The 17447-nt window shown below is 37.9% G+C and carries 18 protein-coding genes and 1 pseudogene; 9 read left to right on the plus strand and 10 right to left on the minus strand.

Translation table 11 applies throughout. From position 1 onward, the window contains the following. From G468_RS25400 to punC, 3 genes and pseudogenes are all read right to left on the minus strand, one after another. Positions 1-238 (minus strand): annotated as a pseudogene (locus G468_RS25400) (transposase zinc-binding domain-containing protein); the annotation flags it as partial. Positions 239-271: 33 nt separating this feature from the next. Further along, the gene (locus tag G468_RS23820; RefSeq protein WP_155846996.1) at positions 272-424 is read right to left on the minus strand and encodes a hypothetical protein; all 153 of its coding nucleotides are present in this window, start codon (positions 422-424) and stop codon (positions 272-274) included. A gap of 234 nt (positions 425-658) precedes the next feature. Next, on the minus strand, positions 659-1867 hold the full coding sequence (punC, locus tag G468_RS0112205; protein ID WP_034249887.1) for a purine nucleoside transporter PunC: 1209 nt from the start codon (positions 1865-1867) through the stop codon (positions 659-661). Positions 1868-1987: 120 nt separating this feature from the next. Here punC and punR point away from each other — a divergent pair, with 120 nt between their 5' ends. Beyond that, positions 1988-2893: a DNA-binding transcriptional activator PunR gene (gene punR / locus G468_RS0112210; protein ID WP_026823367.1), complete on the plus strand. Its 906-nt coding sequence runs from the start codon at positions 1988-1990 to the stop codon at positions 2891-2893. 19 nt (positions 2894-2912) lie between these two features. On the opposite strand, the gene purR is transcribed toward punR, so the two are convergent. Further along, entirely contained in the window at positions 2913-3938 is a 1026-nt protein-coding gene (gene purR / locus G468_RS0112215) for an HTH-type transcriptional repressor PurR (protein ID WP_026823368.1), read from the minus strand. 462 nt (positions 3939-4400) lie between these two features. After that, positions 4401-6131, minus strand: a complete 1731-nt coding sequence (argS, locus tag G468_RS0112220; protein ID WP_026823369.1) for an arginine--tRNA ligase — start codon at positions 6129-6131, stop codon at positions 4401-4403. 524 nt (positions 6132-6655) lie between these two features. On the opposite strand from argS, the gene cutC reads away from it, so the two are divergent. Further along, positions 6656-7417, plus strand: a complete 762-nt coding sequence (gene cutC / locus G468_RS0112225) for a copper homeostasis protein CutC (RefSeq protein WP_026823370.1) — start codon at positions 6656-6658, stop codon at positions 7415-7417. Between the two features lie 39 nt (positions 7418-7456). Here cutC and cmoB read toward each other — a convergent pair whose 3' ends face one another. From cmoB to G468_RS0112240, 3 genes are all read right to left on the minus strand, one after another. After that, positions 7457-8428 carry a tRNA 5-methoxyuridine(34)/uridine 5-oxyacetic acid(34) synthase CmoB gene (gene cmoB / locus G468_RS0112230; RefSeq protein WP_026823371.1) on the minus strand — a complete coding sequence of 324 codons (972 nt, stop codon included), beginning with the start codon at positions 8426-8428 and terminating at the stop codon, positions 7457-7459. Beyond that, complete coding sequence (gene cmoA / locus G468_RS0112235; RefSeq protein WP_026823372.1) at positions 8428-9183, minus strand: carboxy-S-adenosyl-L-methionine synthase CmoA; 756 nt, start codon at positions 9181-9183, stop codon at positions 8428-8430. Before cmoA ends, cmoB begins: the two co-directional genes overlap by 1 nt. Before the next feature lie 126 nt (positions 9184-9309). After that, positions 9310-9708: an MAPEG family protein gene (locus G468_RS0112240; RefSeq protein WP_026823373.1), complete on the minus strand. Its 399-nt coding sequence runs from the start codon at positions 9706-9708 to the stop codon at positions 9310-9312. 273 nt (positions 9709-9981) lie between these two features. Here G468_RS0112240 and aspS point away from each other — a divergent pair, with 273 nt between their 5' ends. From aspS to G468_RS20795, 7 genes are all read left to right on the plus strand, one after another. After that, complete coding sequence (aspS, locus tag G468_RS0112245; protein ID WP_026823374.1) at positions 9982-11745, plus strand: aspartate--tRNA ligase; 1764 nt, start codon at positions 9982-9984, stop codon at positions 11743-11745. A 5-nt stretch (positions 11746-11750) separates the two neighbouring features. Continuing rightward, positions 11751-12188 (plus strand): dihydroneopterin triphosphate diphosphatase, encoded by a 438-nt coding sequence (gene nudB, locus G468_RS0112250; RefSeq protein WP_026823375.1) that lies wholly within the window; start codon positions 11751-11753, stop codon positions 12186-12188. 30 nt (positions 12189-12218) lie between these two features. Then, positions 12219-12962, plus strand: a complete 744-nt coding sequence (locus tag G468_RS0112255; protein WP_026823376.1) for a YebC/PmpR family DNA-binding transcriptional regulator — start codon at positions 12219-12221, stop codon at positions 12960-12962. A gap of 89 nt (positions 12963-13051) precedes the next feature. Further along, on the plus strand, positions 13052-13573 hold the full coding sequence (ruvC, locus tag G468_RS0112260) for a crossover junction endodeoxyribonuclease RuvC (protein ID WP_026823377.1): 522 nt from the start codon (positions 13052-13054) through the stop codon (positions 13571-13573). A gap of 71 nt (positions 13574-13644) precedes the next feature. Next, a complete protein-coding gene (ruvA, locus tag G468_RS0112265) occupies positions 13645-14259 on the plus strand; it encodes a Holliday junction branch migration protein RuvA (RefSeq protein ID WP_026823378.1) in 615 nt (204 codons plus the stop codon). A 22-nt stretch (positions 14260-14281) separates the two neighbouring features. Then, on the plus strand, positions 14282-15298 hold the full coding sequence (gene ruvB, locus G468_RS0112270; RefSeq protein ID WP_026823379.1) for a Holliday junction branch migration DNA helicase RuvB: 1017 nt from the start codon (positions 14282-14284) through the stop codon (positions 15296-15298). A 400-nt stretch (positions 15299-15698) separates the two neighbouring features. Further along, positions 15699-16142 carry a lytic polysaccharide monooxygenase gene (locus G468_RS20795; RefSeq protein ID WP_051297072.1) on the plus strand — a complete coding sequence of 148 codons (444 nt, stop codon included), beginning with the start codon at positions 15699-15701 and terminating at the stop codon, positions 16140-16142. A 56-nt stretch (positions 16143-16198) separates the two neighbouring features. On the opposite strand, the gene G468_RS0112280 is transcribed toward G468_RS20795, so the two are convergent. Together G468_RS0112280 and G468_RS0112285 are read right to left on the minus strand one after the other, a co-directional pair. Continuing rightward, the gene (locus G468_RS0112280) at positions 16199-17242 is read right to left on the minus strand and encodes a tyrosine-type recombinase/integrase (protein WP_026823380.1); all 1044 of its coding nucleotides are present in this window, start codon (positions 17240-17242) and stop codon (positions 16199-16201) included. After that, positions 17199-17447: excisionase (locus G468_RS0112285; protein WP_034249891.1), on the minus strand; the 249-nt coding region annotated here is incomplete at its 5' end. The genes G468_RS0112280 and G468_RS0112285, both read right to left, overlap by 44 nt.

Raw genomic sequence — 17447 nt, forward strand, 5'->3', positions numbered from 1 at the left:
TGCCTTTGAGGCCACACGCACTGCAGGCTTTGGATTTACAGGTTTGACAAAAGAAGCGTGAATGAGAGCATTCAGGTGAAGAACAGCAATAACGGCGAACGCCCATAGCGCAGGTGCTGCAGGCGAGCATCTTTTCGACAGAGAGTAGTTGCCATTCATCCACCTAATTATTTTCGATGAAAAGGTTCCATCCGTCATCGTATTGAAATAGCAGTTTTGCAGGTCTGGGGATGTACATAGAGCAGAGTATAAAAGACGAGAAGGGAATTGCCTAGAAATAGAGCGCCTTTGCCGCGATGCTCACGCCAAAGGCGTGCTTATGTTCAGATATTTTTTCAGATGATTTGTTTATTCTTTTCGGATTTGGGCCTTTTGCCACATCAACCTCTTTCCTGCTAAGTTGGAAAAAAATTCCTACCGTCATTGATTTCATATCAATTTAAAGAATGGCTTGTTTTTTAAATTAATGTGGATGGTAATTTTGCTTTTAAGTCATGAGATCCTGATCGAAATGAGAAAGTTAAATATTCTCATTTCACCAATAAATAAAATTTTACATAATACATATGCGAAGACGGCTACTGAAAAAATGAGCGCTTAATATGCTCGTTAGTCAAAGTCAGCAATCTCACCCGCGTTTGTTGAAAGATTTATTTTCCTACTCGAAGGCTTCCGTTGTGGTATTGGCTGAATTTTTACTTTTTTGCAGCCAGTAGCCTATTAGCAGTGGAATGATGGTAGCAACCATAATACCGCTAGTTGCCAGCAGCGGGTTAGTAATTAAACTAGATACGGCCAGACTCGCCGCAAAACATAAACCTAGCTGGAGAGTATTTTGTAACGCTGCGGCTTTACCACTGACTTTAGGAAAAACACTTAATGCATTTGATACCACAATAGGATAGCAAGCACCATTCATCGCAGCCATGCAACAGAAAGGTAGTAACAGAGTAAATAAATTAGGTTGTGAAAAAATAGCAAGAATAAAGATAATCAATACACTTAGTGCATAACCGATAAGAATCATTGGCAGCAAGATTTGGTTTTTTATTTTGGCTATGAAATAACGTCCACCATAGCCACCGAACATAAAAGCGATGGTTTGAGGTACGTAACTGATGCCAATATCCTGCGGATTATATCCCATTTCAGTTAAAATAAATGGAGAGCCTGTTAGCCAGGCAAAAAATCCGGCACTACAGGCGGCATAAATTAATACATTACCACTAAATACGGCAGAACGTAGGAAGGTGATAAAAGAGGTGGTGGATTTTATTTTCTGTGTTTTTTCTAAACGTTTTTTTTCCTGTAATAAAAGGGTGGCCAAAAAAAGCAATATTCCGATGATAGCTAAACTAAAAAATATCATTTGCCAGCTATTACTAGTAAGGATCCAGGCACCTAATAGAGGGGCTAATGCGGGCGATAGTGCAACTAAAGGCATAATGGTAGCAAATACCCGTTTAGCATAGTGGCCACTAAAACGATCAATGACCAAAGCCTGCCAAATGACTGCTGTTGAACAAACGCTAATACCTTGAATAAATCGCAAAATAAGTAATTGTGTACCATTAGTGATGCAGAGTGTTGTTAGACAGCTAAAAATAAATAGTGCCAACCCAATTAATAAAACGGGTTTTCTACCAATACGATCGGAAAGCGGCCCCCAACTAAGTTGTGCGAAGGCAAAACCACATAAAAATAGACTAAGACTTGCACTGATGGTATTTGCTGAGGTGTTGAGTTGTTGTTGCATTATACTAAAAGCAGGTAAGTACATATCAATGGCCAAAAAACCGAGCATACTTAAGCCAGCTAGATAAAGCATAAAGCCAAAATTATGTTTATTGGGGTTATTTTTATTCATATTGGTATCAATAAATTAAATAATATCAAATATCGCTTTTTATTGTATAAGAGATGAATTTTTGTTGTGAAGCGTTATTATTTGCATATTGTTATCAAATATTTTGACAGGTAAGAGGCTATGTGGTCAGAGTATTCCCTTGAAGTGATTGATGCCGTTGAAAGAACGGGCAGTTTTAGTGCCGCTGCCGTTGAGTTACATAGAGTTCCCTCTGCAGTAAGTTATACCGTAAAACAACTGGAAGAGTGGCTGGCCGTTCCTTTGTTTGAACGACGTTATCGTGATGTTGTTCTTACTGATGCCGGTAAATTTTTCGTTAAAAATGCGCGCCATATTATCAAAACAATGCGTGAAACACGCCATCAGTGTCAACAGATTGCCAATGGTTGGCATGGACAATTTAGTATTGCTATTGATCGGGTTGTTAAGCCCGAGAGAATATTGCAATTAATATTAGATTTTTATCGTCACTTTTCTGATATTGAACTTTTTATTCAACAGGAAGTTTATAATGGTGTATGGGAGTCGTTGGTCGATGCTCGAGTAGATATTGCGATTGGTGCCACTCGCGCCTCCCCGATTGGTGATAGATATAGTTTTCGTGATATGGGCTTTATGCCCTGGTCATGTGTTGTCAGCATAAATCATCCTTTAGCACAAATGAACGGTCTAATTAGTGATCAACAATTACGTCAGTATCCGAGTTTATGTTTAGAAGATACCTCTCGCTACTTGCCAAAGCGAGAAACTTGGGCATTGGATAACCAAAAACGGCTTATTGTGCCAGATTGGGAAAGTGGTTTAGCTTGTTTAAAAAATGGGTTATGTTTAGGATTTGCGCCTAAACATCGGGTAGAGCAACTTTGCCGCAAAAATGAATTAAAAACTTTACAGATTAAGCAACCCTTACCTGATAGTCCGTGTTGTGTTATTTGGAATGAAGAAAAACGTTCTCCGACCTTGAGTTGGTTACTTGATTATTTAGGTAATAGCGAAACGCTGAATGCCGAGTGGCTAGCTAATTGAAGAAATTTAAATCTAGCGATTATCTGCGGTAGTCAATAAATGGACCATCGACAACCGAACGGCGTTCAATAAGCTCAGGATGTATTTCAATAGTTTGCGCATTTTTGCGTTTATTAAAAATACGATCCAGCAGCATAGTAAAAGCCATTTGACCCAAACGTTCTTTAGGTTGATGAATGGTGGTTAGTGCTGGCGTAAAAAAACGTGCATTGCGAACATTGTCATAGCCAATAATAGAGATATCTTGTGGAACCCGAATGCCTAATTCATTCGCTGCACAGATAGCCCCCATTGCCATAATGTCACCACCACAAAAAATAGCGGTCGGTCTTGGTTGATGATTTAAAATTTGCTTCATCGCGTCGTAGCCGGAAGTTGGCTCGAAATCACCCTCAACAATCCATTTATCCAGTGGCTGGATGTTAGCTTCCTTCATGGCATTGAGAAAGCCTTGCCGCCGGCCACTGCCAGTATTGCGTTTTAATGGTCCAGAGATAATCCCTAAATCACGATGCCCGCGTTCAATCAGATAACGCCCGGCAAGATAACCGCCATAAACCGCATTATCAATGATGACATCGGTAAAATCACCATGAGCTTGCCCCCAATCCATCACAACCATTGGAATATTACGGTATTCCTCTAACATCTGGAGTAGTTGTTTTGGATATTCGGAGCACATTACCAATAAACCATCAACCCTTTTTTGCGCTAACATTTGTAAATAGGCTTGCTGTTTATTGAGGTTGTTATGTGAATTACACAGGATTAATGTATATCCTTGACTATAACAGTTGTTTTCTACTGACTCGATGACTTCTGCAAAATAAGGGGCTTCATTAGAGGTAGCCAGTAAACCAATGGATTTAGTATGGTTAACTTTCAAACTACGAGCAACGGCACTGGGAGAATAATTAAGTGTTTTAATGGCTGCCCAAACACTCGTTTTTGTCTCTTTGGCAACAAAACGGGTGTTATTAATTACATGAGATACGGTGGTAGTTGAAACCCCCGCCAAATTTGCCACATCCTTAATTGTTGCCATGTTAAAAAGACTCCTGCACCATTTCCAAATCCATTACTATTATTTAAAAACGACTATCATTAAACTATAAAAATAACCCACTGATAATTAAATTATCAGTAAACTGTTCATTTTGTCTGATTTGTTATAAAAACAAAAGTGTTAATCAATATTTCCTTGATGATATAATAAAAAATAGTTTTTTTGTTGTATGATGTTATGACATTAAATGATTTTTCATTAGCGAATTTATGAATAAAGCTGTGAGAATAGTGAGGTGAGGTTATGGATACCGATTTTAAGTATGGTTTATGTACTGCGATTGTTGCATTGTTAATGATCGTATCATTTGTTTCTTTTATTTTCTGACCATTATGTTGGCTTAACCGTCTATTTTATCGCTACCACGATAATGATTTTTGGCTTAAGCAGCATAATATAATTAGTAGGCTGCGCTATTGGCAGCCTATAGCCAGTAAAGGATTACATTCTTTCTACCGTTTCAATTCCTAATGTGTCTAGACCAATTTTTAAGGTTTTTTGCGTTAGTAACGCCAGTTTTAATCGGCTTTGTTTTGATGCGTCATTTTCTGCATTCAAAATTGGACAATGTTCATAAAAACTAGAAAATAAACCAGCCAGATCATATAAATAAGAACACATAATATGTGGTAAACCTTCGCGAGCAACAGTGAGTATTGTCTCTTCAAATTGCAATAAACGTATCGCTAGCACTTGCTCATATTCATTGGCCAATATCACCGGCGCGGTTAAGGTTGCCGGATTAATCTTAGCTCGCTTAAAAATTGAGGCCACTCTGGTATAGGCATATTGCATATAAGGCGCGGTATTACCCTCAAAAGCTAACATATTGTCCCAGTCAAAAATATAATCAGTGGTACGATTTTTCGATAGATCGGCATATTTTACTGCACCAATACCAACCGCCTGGATAATCGATTGTAACTCTTTTTCTGGCATAGCTGAATTTTTTTGACGGATAAGATGAGCTGCACGCTCAATCGCTTCATCAAGTAAATCGGCGAGCCGGATAGTTCCGCCGGCGCGAGTTTTAAACGGTTTACCATCCTTACCTAGCATCATACCAAACATGTGATGCTCTAATGACATTGTATCAGGAATATAGCCGGCTTTACGTACAATAGCCCAAGCTTGCATGAGATGTTGGTGTTGTCGTGAATCGGTATAATACAACACGCGATCGGCGTGAAGTATTTCATGACGATATTTTGCGCAGGCAATATCTGTTGTCGTATAGAGATAGCCACCATCTTTTTTCTGGATGATCACCCCCATGGCATCGCCATCTTTATTTTTAAATTCATCCAAATAGACAACCATAGCGCCATCACTTTCAACAGCTAACCCTTTAGCCGTTAAATCAGCGACAATATCAGGCAGCATATTATTATATAAGCTTTCACCCATCACATCGTCTTCAGTCAGCGTGACATTTAAACGCTGATAGGTTTGTTGATTTTGCGCCATGGTAATATCAACCAATTTGTGCCACATTTTACGACAATATTCATCACCAGACTGCAGTTTAACCACGTAATTACGTGCCAATTCAGCAAAATTTTCATCTTCATCATAATGTTTTTTAGCTTCACGATAGAAAGTTTCCAGATCCGCTAAGGCCATATTGGTAGCATTCTCTTGCTGAACTTTTTCCAGATACGCAATTAGCATACCAAACTGGGTGCCCCAATCGCCGATATGGTTAGCACGAATTACTTTATGACCTAAAAACTCTAATGTGCGAGCGACAGCATCGCCAATGATGGTAGAACGTAAATGGCCAACATGCATCTGTTTTGCGACATTGGGGGCCGAATAGTCAATAATAATGGTTTGTGGCGTAACGCTATTAATAGCCAATTTTTCATGTTGTAAGGTAAGTTCAATCTGTTTTGCTATCCATTGCTTATCAAGAAAAATATTAATAAAACCCGGTCCCGCAATTTCAACTTTACTGGCAATATTTTCCAGCTTCAGTAGCGGTAGCATTTTTTCCGCTAACTGACGTGGAGGAATACCGATTTTTTTAGCAGCTGACATGACACCATTAGCTTGGTAATCACCAAATTGGGCTTTTGTTGAAGGGCGGATATGTGCATCACTACCTTTAGGCGCGCCTGCGGCGACTAATGCATTACTAATTTTTTCTGAAAGAAGAGCCTGAATATTCACCTGATTACCTTAATGATGAAGATAGCTGTCGTTTTCGACTTAGTAAGATACAGCTATGAGGGTCGAGATAAAAAATAGCTGGCTTTATACCATAATTAGCTATTCACATGCTACTAATCAACTATTTGATTGATAACTCTATTGTAAAATAATATCAGATAGGATCGCTTTTTATCATCATACTAAATGCTATTTGAGAATTTTTGCATTATCTAACTTTAAAAAATAGCATTGATTGTAAAATTGCAATTTTGATTAGAAATATTAATTTAAAAAATAGGCTATGTTAAGTCTCTTTATTTTGCATATTAAAATTTATCTTCATGAAAAGTTAAAAGTATATTGAAAATTTATTATTAAAAGTTAATGGCCTTTTATAATAAAATATTATCCTTTTTGATTAAAATTAATTACTTGTCGTAATTACAGTTTGAAAAATGGGTATTTTATTTGCAGAATAGTATGCTTATTAATTGATAACTAAAAAATAGAAATAACAATAATTAATCAGAGGTGGCAGTATTATGATAACCCTTGAAATTTGCTGCTATGGGGCTGAATGTGCCCTAATTGCGCAAGAATTTGGCGCAGATCGTATTGAACTTTGTTCCAGTCCAGCTGAAGGCGGATTAACACCGAGTTATGGTTGTTTAAAACAGACTATAGATACAGTAAATATCCCCGTTCATCCAATTGTACGTCCTAGAGGAGGGGATTTTTGTTACAATGATAGCGAGTTTGAAGCTATTAAACATGATATAAGCCTTATCAGACAGTTAGGTTTTCCCGGTGTCGTATATGGCATATTAAATCGAGAAGGACATATTGATATACCCCGCATGCGTATTTTAAAAGCATTATCTGGTGATATGGCTGTTACTTTTCATCGCGCTTTTGATATGTGCATTAGCCCAAAACAAGCTTATGAACAACTGACAGAACTTGGTGTTGCACGTATATTAACCTCAGGTCAGCAACAGAATGCGGAATTAGGTTTACCGTTATTGAAAGAATTAAATGTATTAGCTGGCAAAACCCCCAATGGGCCGATTATCATGGCTGGTGCTGGGGTGAAATTGTCAAATTTACAGAAATTTATTGATGCAGGTTTACCCGAAGTACATACTTCTGCTGGAAAAGTGATGCCGTCGAGCATGAATTACCGCAAAGCAGGAGTTACGATGAGTGCCAATATGGAGATGGATGAATTTACCCATTATTGTGTCGATAGGGATGTGGTGGAAGCAATGAAAAATTTATTAACGATTACCAATTATGACCAATAAGTAAGCTTAGTGTATTGACGGTATTTAATACCGTCATGTTTATCTTTTTTTGGCAACTAAAGTAGCGCGTAAAGGAGCCGGATAACCTTCAACTGTCAAATGAATGTTATTTGGGGCCAGAAAATTTGCTAATGATTCAGTTTCCATCCAGGCTGTTTTACGCTGTTCTTCTAGGGTTGTTACTGTTTGATCAACAATATACACATCGCAAAAGCCACATTTTTCTAACCAGATTTTAAGCATTTTTGCTGATGGAATAAAATAGACATTACGCATTTGAGCATAACGATCATTAGGTATTAAGCATTGGTTTTCATCACCGTCAATAACTAAACTTTCAAGTATTAGCTCACCACCAGAAACTAATTGATTTTTTAGTTGATAGAGATGATCTAACGGTGAACGCCGATGATAAAGTACCCCCATTGAGAACACAGTATCAAAGGCAGCAAGTGACGGTAGTTGTTCAATGCCTAGGGGCAATAGATAAGCTTGTTGATTATTACCAATTAATTTACGTACTGCTGCAAACTGACATAAAAATAGTTGGGTGGGATCAATACCGATAACCATTTTCGCGCCTTCACCAACCATTCTCCACATGTGATAGCCATTACCGCAGCCGACATCAAGTACTAATTTATCTGTTAATGGTGAAAGATAAGGTAGGATACGTTGCCATTTCCAGTCCGATCGCCATTCGCAATCAATGTCAATATCGTAAAGGGAAAACGGGCCTTTACGCCAGGGCATCAGGCTTTTTAATAGTTGGGTAATGCGTTGCTTCTCTTTAGGACAAAGTGGGTACTCATTTTTGGCCATAACTGCAGTTTTTAGATCTAAGTCAGTGGGCGTTATGTTGGGCAGATTTTGCACTATTTTTTGCCAACTGTTGAATTGTCCATGTTGCGTTGTTTTTTTCCATTGTTCAATTTGGCATGGTAGTGTTTCTAGCCAGTGGCTTAGCGGCCCGATTGCGATTTGTTGATAAAAATGACCAAAATCTATCATCAATCTTGACCCTTGATAGCGAGTAATGAACCAAAATTAAAACATTGAAACCATAAATCACAATGATCAAACCCGGCAGCACGTAGACGTGCTTTATGGTTGTCAATCGAATCAGGTAACATGGTATTTTCTAGCATATTACGTTTTTGACTTATCTCGAGTTCACTATAACCATTGGCGCGCTTAAAATCATAATGCATATTAAACAGTAAAGACTCAATTTTCTTATCGCTAAAATTAAATTTTTCAGATAACACTAGGACACCACCAGGATTCAGTCCTTGGTAGATACGGTTAATTAATTGCTGTCGAACAGTTGGGGCAATAAATTGTAAGGTAAAATTTAATACCACCATTGAGGCATTTTGGATATTAGTATTGAGAATATCATCCTCAATAATTTCAACCGGCGTATTCGCTTTATAAGCATAAACATATCGCTGGCAACGTTCGATCATAGCGGCAGAATTATCAATAGCAATTATTTTACAATTTTCAGCTTTAATATTACGGCGAATCGATAATGTGGCTGCACCTAATGAGCAACCGAGATCATAAATAGTGCTATTGGCTGTGACAAAACGGGTCGCAAGCATGCCAATCATAGTGATAATATTTGAATAGCCAGGAACTGAGCGCTTGATCATGTCAGGAAAGACTTCGGCAACTTTATCATCAAATTGCCAGTCACCCAAGTTAGCGATAGGGGTAGCAAACAGGGTGTCTTTCTGTTTATTTAAAATATGGCTAGGCATAACTTATGAATCAATTAAATAGCAAACGGTAATTTATTCTAACAGATTTTAAGTTAGTACATACACTAAATCTCATTAACATGGCAAAGCCTTAAGTATGCCCATGTTAATGAAATAAGTATGATATTATAGATCAAACGAGAAAATTTGGATCCAAGGCAAATAATAAATGTTAACCAGGATCATTAAAATCATAGAACTAAAGGTGGTTATTCGACCAAAATAGCGCCAAGTGCGTTCCCTATGTTTTAGACCAAAGTAATGGAGAATTCTGGCAATAATAAAAATTAATCCACAAAGATGAATAGCCCAAACAGGTGCGCCATTCATCTCCATCATTAATAATAACAGCATAGAGATAGGAATATACTCAATTGCATTACCCTGAACGCGTATTGCTATTTGTAATTCACAAAAGCCACCATCACCGTAAGTCACTTGATATTGAGTTCTCAGTTTAATGACTTCCAAAGATAACTTAAGCAATATTAAAGCGCTAAATACAATGTACAGAGAACTAACCATTTTTTTTCCCCAATTTTATTAAGCAAAACAGCGAAATAATGATACATCTCAAAGCTTCAACTGTTACCATAAATATAGTATTTAAATCAATAAAAAGCTCTGCAATTGCGAAAACGGTAAAAGTTATTTATCCAATATGATAAGGCATACTTATTTCCCAATGGAATTTTCTGTATAATAGCGATATTTTTTTATTGCGTTTAAATAAATAGCACTAAAACGATTAGTGCAAGCGACTCTGCAAGTTGAGTATGATGAGTAAAAGGATATCGTATGCGGACAAATTATTGTGGGCAATTAGGTGTTGCTCACGTCGGACAAAAGGTTACTCTCTGTGGCTGGGTGAATCGCCAGCGCAATTTAGGTAAATTAATTTTTGTCGATATGAGAGATCGCGAAGGTTTAGTTCAAGTTGTTTTTCTGCAGGAAAAGCATGCCGAACTTTTTACTCAAGCGTCACAATTACGTAACGAATTTTGTATCCAAATTACCGGTATGGTACGAAAACGTGAACAAATTAATAAAGAAATCCCGACTGGTGAGATTGAAATTGTTGCAGAAGCATTAACAATCATTAATCGTTCTGAACCGTTACCGATAGATAGCAATCAACAAAATTCCGAGGAAATTAGATTAAAATATCGTTATCTTGATTTACGTCGGCCGGAAATGGCAACGCGCTTGAGAGAGCGTGCAAAGATTACCAGTTTTGTGCGTCGTTTTATGGATGCGGAAGGTTTTGTTGATATTGAAACGCCTATTTTGACGAAAGCAACACCGGAGGGGGCGCGTGATTATCTTGTCCCAAGCCGTGTTCATAAAGGCGAATTTTATGCTCTGCCGCAATCACCACAACTTTTTAAACAATTATTGATGATGTCCGGCTTTGATCGTTATTATCAAATAGTGAAATGTTTTCGTGATGAAGACTTACGTGCTGATCGCCAACCTGAATTTACTCAGATAGACGTAGAAACCTCTTTTATGACCGCTGAGCAAGTTCGTGAAGTCATGGAGCGTTTGATCCGTAATTTATGGCAGAAAAATAAAGGTATTGAATTAGGTACTTTTCCAGTCATGACTTTTGCTGAGGCCATGCAGCGTTATGGTTCAGATAAACCAGACTTACGTAATCCTTTAGAATTAATTGATATTGCTGATTTGGTTAACCTAGTCGAATTTAAAGTATTTGCAGAGGCTGCCAATGATCCGAAAGGGCGTGTTGCTGCCCTTTGCGTTCCAGGCGGAGCGACGCTAACGCGTAAACAACTGGATGGTTATGCTGAATTTGTAGCTATCTATGGCGCAAAAGGGTTAGCCTGGATGAAAGTCAATTCACTAGCTGAAAATCAGGCAGATATTCAAAGCCCGATAGCTAAGTTTTTGCCACAACATGTAATTGATAATTTGTTAGCACGTACCCAAGCTAAAGCAGGTGATATTTTGCTATTTGGCGCCGGCAAACAAAATGTGGTCAATGATGCGATGGGAGCGTTACGGTTGAAAGTAGGGCGTGATTTAGCAATTACCCAAAATAACAGTTGGAAACCATTATGGATTATTGATTTCCCCATGTTTGAAGAAGATGAACATGGAGAACTTAATGCCATGCATCATCCTTTTACTGCACCAAAAGATTTTACACCTGAACAATTGCAAGCTAATCCTCTAGCGGCGGTTGCTAATGCCTACGATATGGTCATTAATGGTTATGAAGTAGGTGGTGGCTCAGTGCGTATTCACCATAATAAGATGCAACAAGCTGTTTTCGAAATTCTCAATATTAGCCAAACAGATCAGCAAGACAAATTTGGTTTCTTATTGGAGGCATTGCAATATGGAACGCCACCACACGCTGGTTTAGCATTCGGTTTAGATAGGCTGGTTATGTTGTTAACGGGAACAGAAAATATTCGCGATGTAATTGCGTTTCCTAAAACCACCGCAGCAGCCTGTTTAATGACCGATGCGCCCAGTAAGGCGAATCCGGCCGCATTAGCGGAATTGGCGATAACGGTTGTCGAGAAAATTAAATAAATATTATGCAATATAAACGGCCGGAATCAGTATTAGTTGTCATTTATGTGCAATCAAGTCGCCAAGTACTGATGCTACAGCGGCGTGATGATCCTGATTTTTGGCAATCTGTTACCGGTAGTCTAGAGGATAACGAAACACCAAGAGAAGCAGCATTACGTGAAGTTAAAGAAGAGATAGGTATTGATATTATTAAACAGCATTTATTGTTAGTTGATCTGCAACGCAGTCTCTATTTTGATATTTTTTTAAAATTTCGCCATCGTTATGCGCCGGGTGTAACCCAATGTAAAGAGCATTGGTTTTCTTTGGCTTTGCCGCAAGAGCAAGATTTTTTATTGATAGAACATTTGGCTTTTCGTTGGTTACCTGCTGCCGAAGCTGCGGCATTGACCAAGTCATGGAGTAACCGTCGGGCGATTGAAGAATTTGTTCTAAAATGATTTTTATTGACGTATTTTGGGAGATATTTCATGGCAGGTCATAGTAAATGGGCCAATACCAAACACCGCAAAGCGGCGCAAGACGCTAAACGTGGTAAAATTTTTACTAAAATTATTCGTGAACTGGTAACAGCGGCTCGTTTAGGTGGTGGTGATGCTGCATCAAATCCACGATTGCGTGCGGCGATTGATAAGGCGTTATCTAATAATATGACGCGAGATACCTTAAATCGAGCAATCGCACGTGGTGTCGGTAGTGATGAAAATGATAATCTGGAAACGATTATTTATGAAGGCTATGGCCCAGGCGGTACGGCTGTTATGGTTGAATGCTTAAGCGATAATCGTAATCGTACTGTTTCTGACGTACGCCATGCTTTTACTAAATGCGGTGGTAATTTAGGTACCGATGGCTCTGTGGCTTATTTATTTACCAAACGCGGCGTGATCTCTTATGCGCCAGGCATTGATGAAGATAGCTTGATGGAAGCGGCATTAGAAGCTGGTGCAGATGACGTCGAATCTTATGATGATGGTGCAATCGATATTTATACGACGCTGGAAAACTTTGGTAGCGTAAAAGATGCTTTAGATGCGACAGGTTTTAAGGCTGAAGCTGCTGAAGTGACCATGATCCCGTCAACCAAAGCAAATTTAGATGCTGACACTGCGCCTAAACTTCTGCGTTTAATTGATATGCTGGAAGATTCTGATGATGTACAAGAAGTGTATCATAATGGGGAAATTTCAGATGAAGTTGCGGCTCAGCTATAATTAAATCAACTTTTTATATTAAGAGATAGCATGCTGATTATCAGTATGCTTTTTCTTTGCATGTTTAACCTACTCAGTGAGTCAAGAATATGGCGATTATTCTTGGGATCGATCCTGGTTCTCGTATTACCGGTTATGGTGTTGTTCGTCAACAAGGTCGACAATTGATCTATTTAGGTAGTGGTTGTATACGTACCCAGGTTGACGATCTGCCAACCCGCTTACAACGTATTTATGCTGGTATTATTGAAATTATTACTCAGTATCAACCGGATAGTTTTGCTGTCGAACAGGTGTTTATGGCAAAAAATGCCGATTCTGCTCTAAAATTAGGTCAAGCAAGAGGAGTGGCAATTTTAGCTGCAGTTAATAACCAATTGCCAGTCTTTGAATATGCGGCCAGACAAGTAAAACAATCTGTTGTAGGCACTGGAGCAGCTGAAAAAAAACAGGTTCAGCATATGGTATGTTCAGTATTAAAATTGTCATCGCATCCTCAAGCGGATGCTGCTGATGCTTTAGCTATTGCGATTACGCATTGTCATTTTAATCAAAATTTGGTTCGAATGGGTGATCCTCGTCTATTATTGGCCAAAGGACGATTGCGTTAATAACTGGATATAAATCCAGTATTTTTTTATAATATAAGCATTAACAGAATAACCTAAAAGAGGAAATCGATGTGATTGGTCGCTTGCGAGGCACTATTTTGGAAAAACAACCGCCTATTGTTTTACTCGAACTAAATGGTGTAGGTTATGAAGTTCATATGCCAATGACCTGTTTTTATGAATTACCTGAAATTGGCCAGGAAGTGGTTTTGTTGACTCAATTTATTGTGCGTGAAGATGCGCAGCTTCTCTATGGCTTCAATGATAAGCAAGAAAGGGCATTATTTCGTGAATTAATTAAGGTGAATGGGGTAGGTCCTAAATTAGCCCTGGCCATTTTATCCGGTATGTCGGCTTATCAATTTGTTTCAGCGATAGAACAAGAAGCGATTGCTAGCTTGGTAAAATTACCGGGTGTTGGCAAAAAAACCGCAGAACGGCTGGTGGTTGAAATGAAAGACCGTTTTAAAGGACTTAATGGCGATCTATTTAAACAAAGTGCAATAGATTTACCCGGCTCGTCAGCCGCAAAACAAAATAGTCATGATATTGAAGCAGAGGCAGTTTCTGCATTAATTTCTTTAGGCTATAAACCACAAGATGCGAGCCGTATGATTGGTAGAGTTGCTAATGGGGCTACAAACTGTGAAGCATTGATCCGTGAAGCATTGCGAGCCGCATTATAAATGATAAGTAAGGGACAAATCTATGATTGAGGCTGATCGTTTAGTTTCTGCTGAAAATTTACCTGATGAAGAAGTGATTGATCGCGCTATTAGGCCAAAATTACTTACTGAATATGTCGGCCAGCCTCAGGTATGCCAACAGATGGAAATCTTTATTCAGGCAGCTAAATTACGCGCTGAAGCGCTTGATCATTTGCTGATTTTTGGCCCACCAGGGCTTGGTAAAACGACATTAGCCGGTATTGTAGCAAATGAATTGGGCTCTAATTTACGCACCACTTCTGGCCCGGTGTTGGAAAAAGCGGGCGACTTGGCGGCAATGTTAACCAATTTAGAGCCGAATGATGTACTGTTTATTGATGAAATTCACCGGTTATCACCGGTTGTTGAAGAAATTCTTTACCCGGCAATGGAAGATTACCAATTAGATATCATGATTGGAGAAGGACCTGCTGCTCGTTCGATTAAAATCGATTTACCGCCCTTCACACTAGTAGGTGCAACAACCCGAGCTGGTTCATTGACTTCTCCGCTTAGAGATCGTTTTGGTATTGTCCAGCGGCTAGAATTTTATAATGTTGATGATTTACAAACGATTGTCTTACGTAGCGCTGGTTTTATGGGGTTAGAAATCTCTGATGCCGGCGCGAGACAAATTGCGATGCGCTCACGAGGAACGCCACGAATAACTAATCGTTTGTTGCGGCGAGTAAGAGATTTTGCTCAAGTAAAAGGCAATGGTATTATCGACGGCACAATCGCTGCACAGGCATTAGATATGCTTAATGTTGATACCGCTGGTTTTGACTATCTTGATCGTAAATTATTGATAGCGATTATTGATAAATTTATGGGGGGGCCGGTAGGATTAGACAACGTGGCTGCCGCAATTGGAGAAGAGAGGGAAACTATAGAGGATGTTCTTGAACCTTTTCTTATTCAACAAGGATTTATTCAGCGTACTCCCCGTGGTCGAATAGCGACTGATCATGCTTATCGCCATTTTGGGCTTAATAAAGATCATGATGATGTTGGCTAGGATTATTAATGAGTATAAATTTGTGGCTTGGAACTTTTTAATATAATTATGCTAATTATTTTTAAAGCAGCTTAACCTTTGGTAAAGCTGTTATTAATAATAAACAACTAAAAGATAATTTATTGCTAATTATCATTTTTATTTTGATGAATTATTTTTATTTTCAATGAATTGGTTATTTAATTAAAGTATTATTAATATAAATTAGTGATATTTAATTCTCAAGTGATAGAAACTATTTAACATCAATGTAATTTATAATTAATTATTTTTTATTAATTAATTATATTATTTTTATTGATATTATAGTCGTTATTAAATGATAATTTTACGGTAGTTTTCATTATGTCTACTAACTATTTTTTAATAAATAAAATTAGCTAATTACGGAATAAACAGAATGAAAATAAAATTATCATTTGCAATGTTATCACTAGCAATATTAGTATTAATTAGTGTTATAAGTTTTGCTAACGCTAATACTCTCCCCAATCCTATGCATGGTTATATCGATTTTCCTTCGAGCCGCGCTTATCTTTGTTCATTAGGTAAAAACGGTAATTGTGGTCAGGTTATGGTTGAACCACAATCGGTAGAAGGTCGGAAAGGTTTTCCTCGCCGTGGACCCGCTGATGGAAAAATCGCAAGTGCTGGACATCGTTGGTTTGGTGAGTTAGATGAGCAGAGTGCAACTCGTTGGACTAAGGTTGATGTTTCACCCGGTAAAAATACCTTTCATTGGACGTTGACTGCGCCGCATAGAACGACGGGTTGGGAGTATTTCATCACTAAACAAGATTGGGATCCTAATGCGCCTTTAGTTGCCATTATTAATTATCATTAAAAATCAATGTGATAAAACAAAATTATCACTATAAGTCACTATTCATCCATTAAAATTTAAATCTCAATCCAACTATTATTTCTATCATCTTGATATTTTGCTGTCATTGTGGCCGACTTATGTCCTAGTAGCTTTTGCGCAAAATTGCTACCCATTGTTTCAGTGTAGAGTCTAGCAGATAAGCTTCTAATTTCATGAAAAGAGGGTGGCTCACCTACCCAATTTAATTGAGAAATATCTCTGAACCTTCTAAATTCTTTTGATATTCTTTCTACAGTAATTTTATTTCCATTATTATTAATGACAAACTCTGAATTATTTACACAATCTGCAATAGTCTTTGATAATTTAATTCCGTAAAGTTCAATATCAAGAGGGATTGCTATTTTTGATCCTGTTTTTTGTTGGATTATCCATAATTTCCCATCATGAATATCTTTATATTTTATTTTAGAGACATCAGATACTCTTTGCCCTGTAACAAGCGCTAATTTCATAGCATGAGTTAACCAATGATGGCCATTATTTATTAAACCTAAAATAGTATTAAAATCTTCTAAAGATAATCTTGCTCTTTGAATTTTTATTTTTGGCGTCTTTGTTGATGTCACTGGATTTATTTGTATTAGTCCTAATGATATTGCTTCTCTAAAACAATCATTTAATAAACTGCGCATTAGTTTCGCAGTTGTTATTCTTTCTTCATTAATTGATAACTGAAGAAAATCCGCAATCTCTTTTGTGGTTATGTTTTGAATCGGCGCATTAACAAATCCTTTTCTGATCACACCTATTCTTTGCTTATAGTCTTTTAATGTTTTCTCTCTTAATCCTCTTGTTTTCAATATTTCTTCATATCTATCTAAAAACTCATGGAAATAGACACTTCCTTGTCCATCTATCCTTTCTGTCAGTGGCTTAACTTTCTCTGTATTAAGTAATAATTGATTAGCACTGATAGCCTCGTTAATTGCATAGGCTTTGTTTCTACCCAAACCGTATTCTTTACGAGTACGTGGGTCTCTATAGGAATAATACCCGTTTCTTTTGTATAGGTTAGGGGGCAAATCCCGATTTTTTATTTTTCTGATTCTGGTCATGACCTATCCTTTGCAACAACATACTTTTATGACTAACCTGGTTAACGCCGTTAACTTTGATTGCATACTCTTCAACTAAATATTCCCTGCCATCCTTGATCGGGGGAGGCTGGATTAACCCATTTCTAACCCATCCCCTGACAGTGTCCATTCTTCTTGGCCTATCCCTCCTTGAATTCCATTCCGCTAAAGTAATCATGTTTAT

It is taken from the genome of Arsenophonus nasoniae DSM 15247 (genome assembly GCF_000429565.1).
Lineage (GTDB): Bacteria > Pseudomonadota > Gammaproteobacteria > Enterobacterales > Enterobacteriaceae > Arsenophonus > Arsenophonus nasoniae.

Coding starts and splice junctions, on each gene's coding strand:
- G468_RS23820 (WP_155846996.1), bottom strand. CDS start 424: ATGACGGTAGGAATTTTTTTCCAACTTAGCAGGAAAGAGGTTGATGTG.
- punC (WP_034249887.1), bottom strand. CDS start 1,867: ATGAATAAAAATAACCCCAATAAACATAATTTTGGCTTTATGCTTTAT.
- punR (WP_026823367.1), top strand. CDS start 1,988: ATGTGGTCAGAGTATTCCCTTGAAGTGATTGATGCCGTTGAAAGAACG.
- purR (WP_026823368.1), bottom strand. CDS start 3,938: ATGGCAACAATTAAGGATGTGGCAAATTTGGCGGGGGTTTCAACTACC.
- cutC (WP_026823370.1), top strand. CDS start 6,656: ATGATAACCCTTGAAATTTGCTGCTATGGGGCTGAATGTGCCCTAATT.
- cmoB (WP_026823371.1), bottom strand. CDS start 8,428: ATGATAGATTTTGGTCATTTTTATCAACAAATCGCAATCGGGCCGCTA.
- cmoA (WP_026823372.1), bottom strand. CDS start 9,183: ATGCCTAGCCATATTTTAAATAAACAGAAAGACACCCTGTTTGCTACC.
- G468_RS0112240 (WP_026823373.1), bottom strand. CDS start 9,708: ATGGTTAGTTCTCTGTACATTGTATTTAGCGCTTTAATATTGCTTAAG.
- aspS (WP_026823374.1), top strand. CDS start 9,982: ATGCGGACAAATTATTGTGGGCAATTAGGTGTTGCTCACGTCGGACAA.
- nudB (WP_026823375.1), top strand. CDS start 11,751: ATGCAATATAAACGGCCGGAATCAGTATTAGTTGTCATTTATGTGCAA.
- G468_RS0112255 (WP_026823376.1), top strand. CDS start 12,219: ATGGCAGGTCATAGTAAATGGGCCAATACCAAACACCGCAAAGCGGCG.
- ruvC (WP_026823377.1), top strand. CDS start 13,052: ATGGCGATTATTCTTGGGATCGATCCTGGTTCTCGTATTACCGGTTAT.
- ruvB (WP_026823379.1), top strand. CDS start 14,282: ATGATTGAGGCTGATCGTTTAGTTTCTGCTGAAAATTTACCTGATGAA.
- G468_RS20795 (WP_051297072.1), top strand. CDS start 15,699: ATGAAAATAAAATTATCATTTGCAATGTTATCACTAGCAATATTAGTA.
- G468_RS0112280 (WP_026823380.1), bottom strand. CDS start 17,242: ATGACCAGAATCAGAAAAATAAAAAATCGGGATTTGCCCCCTAACCTA.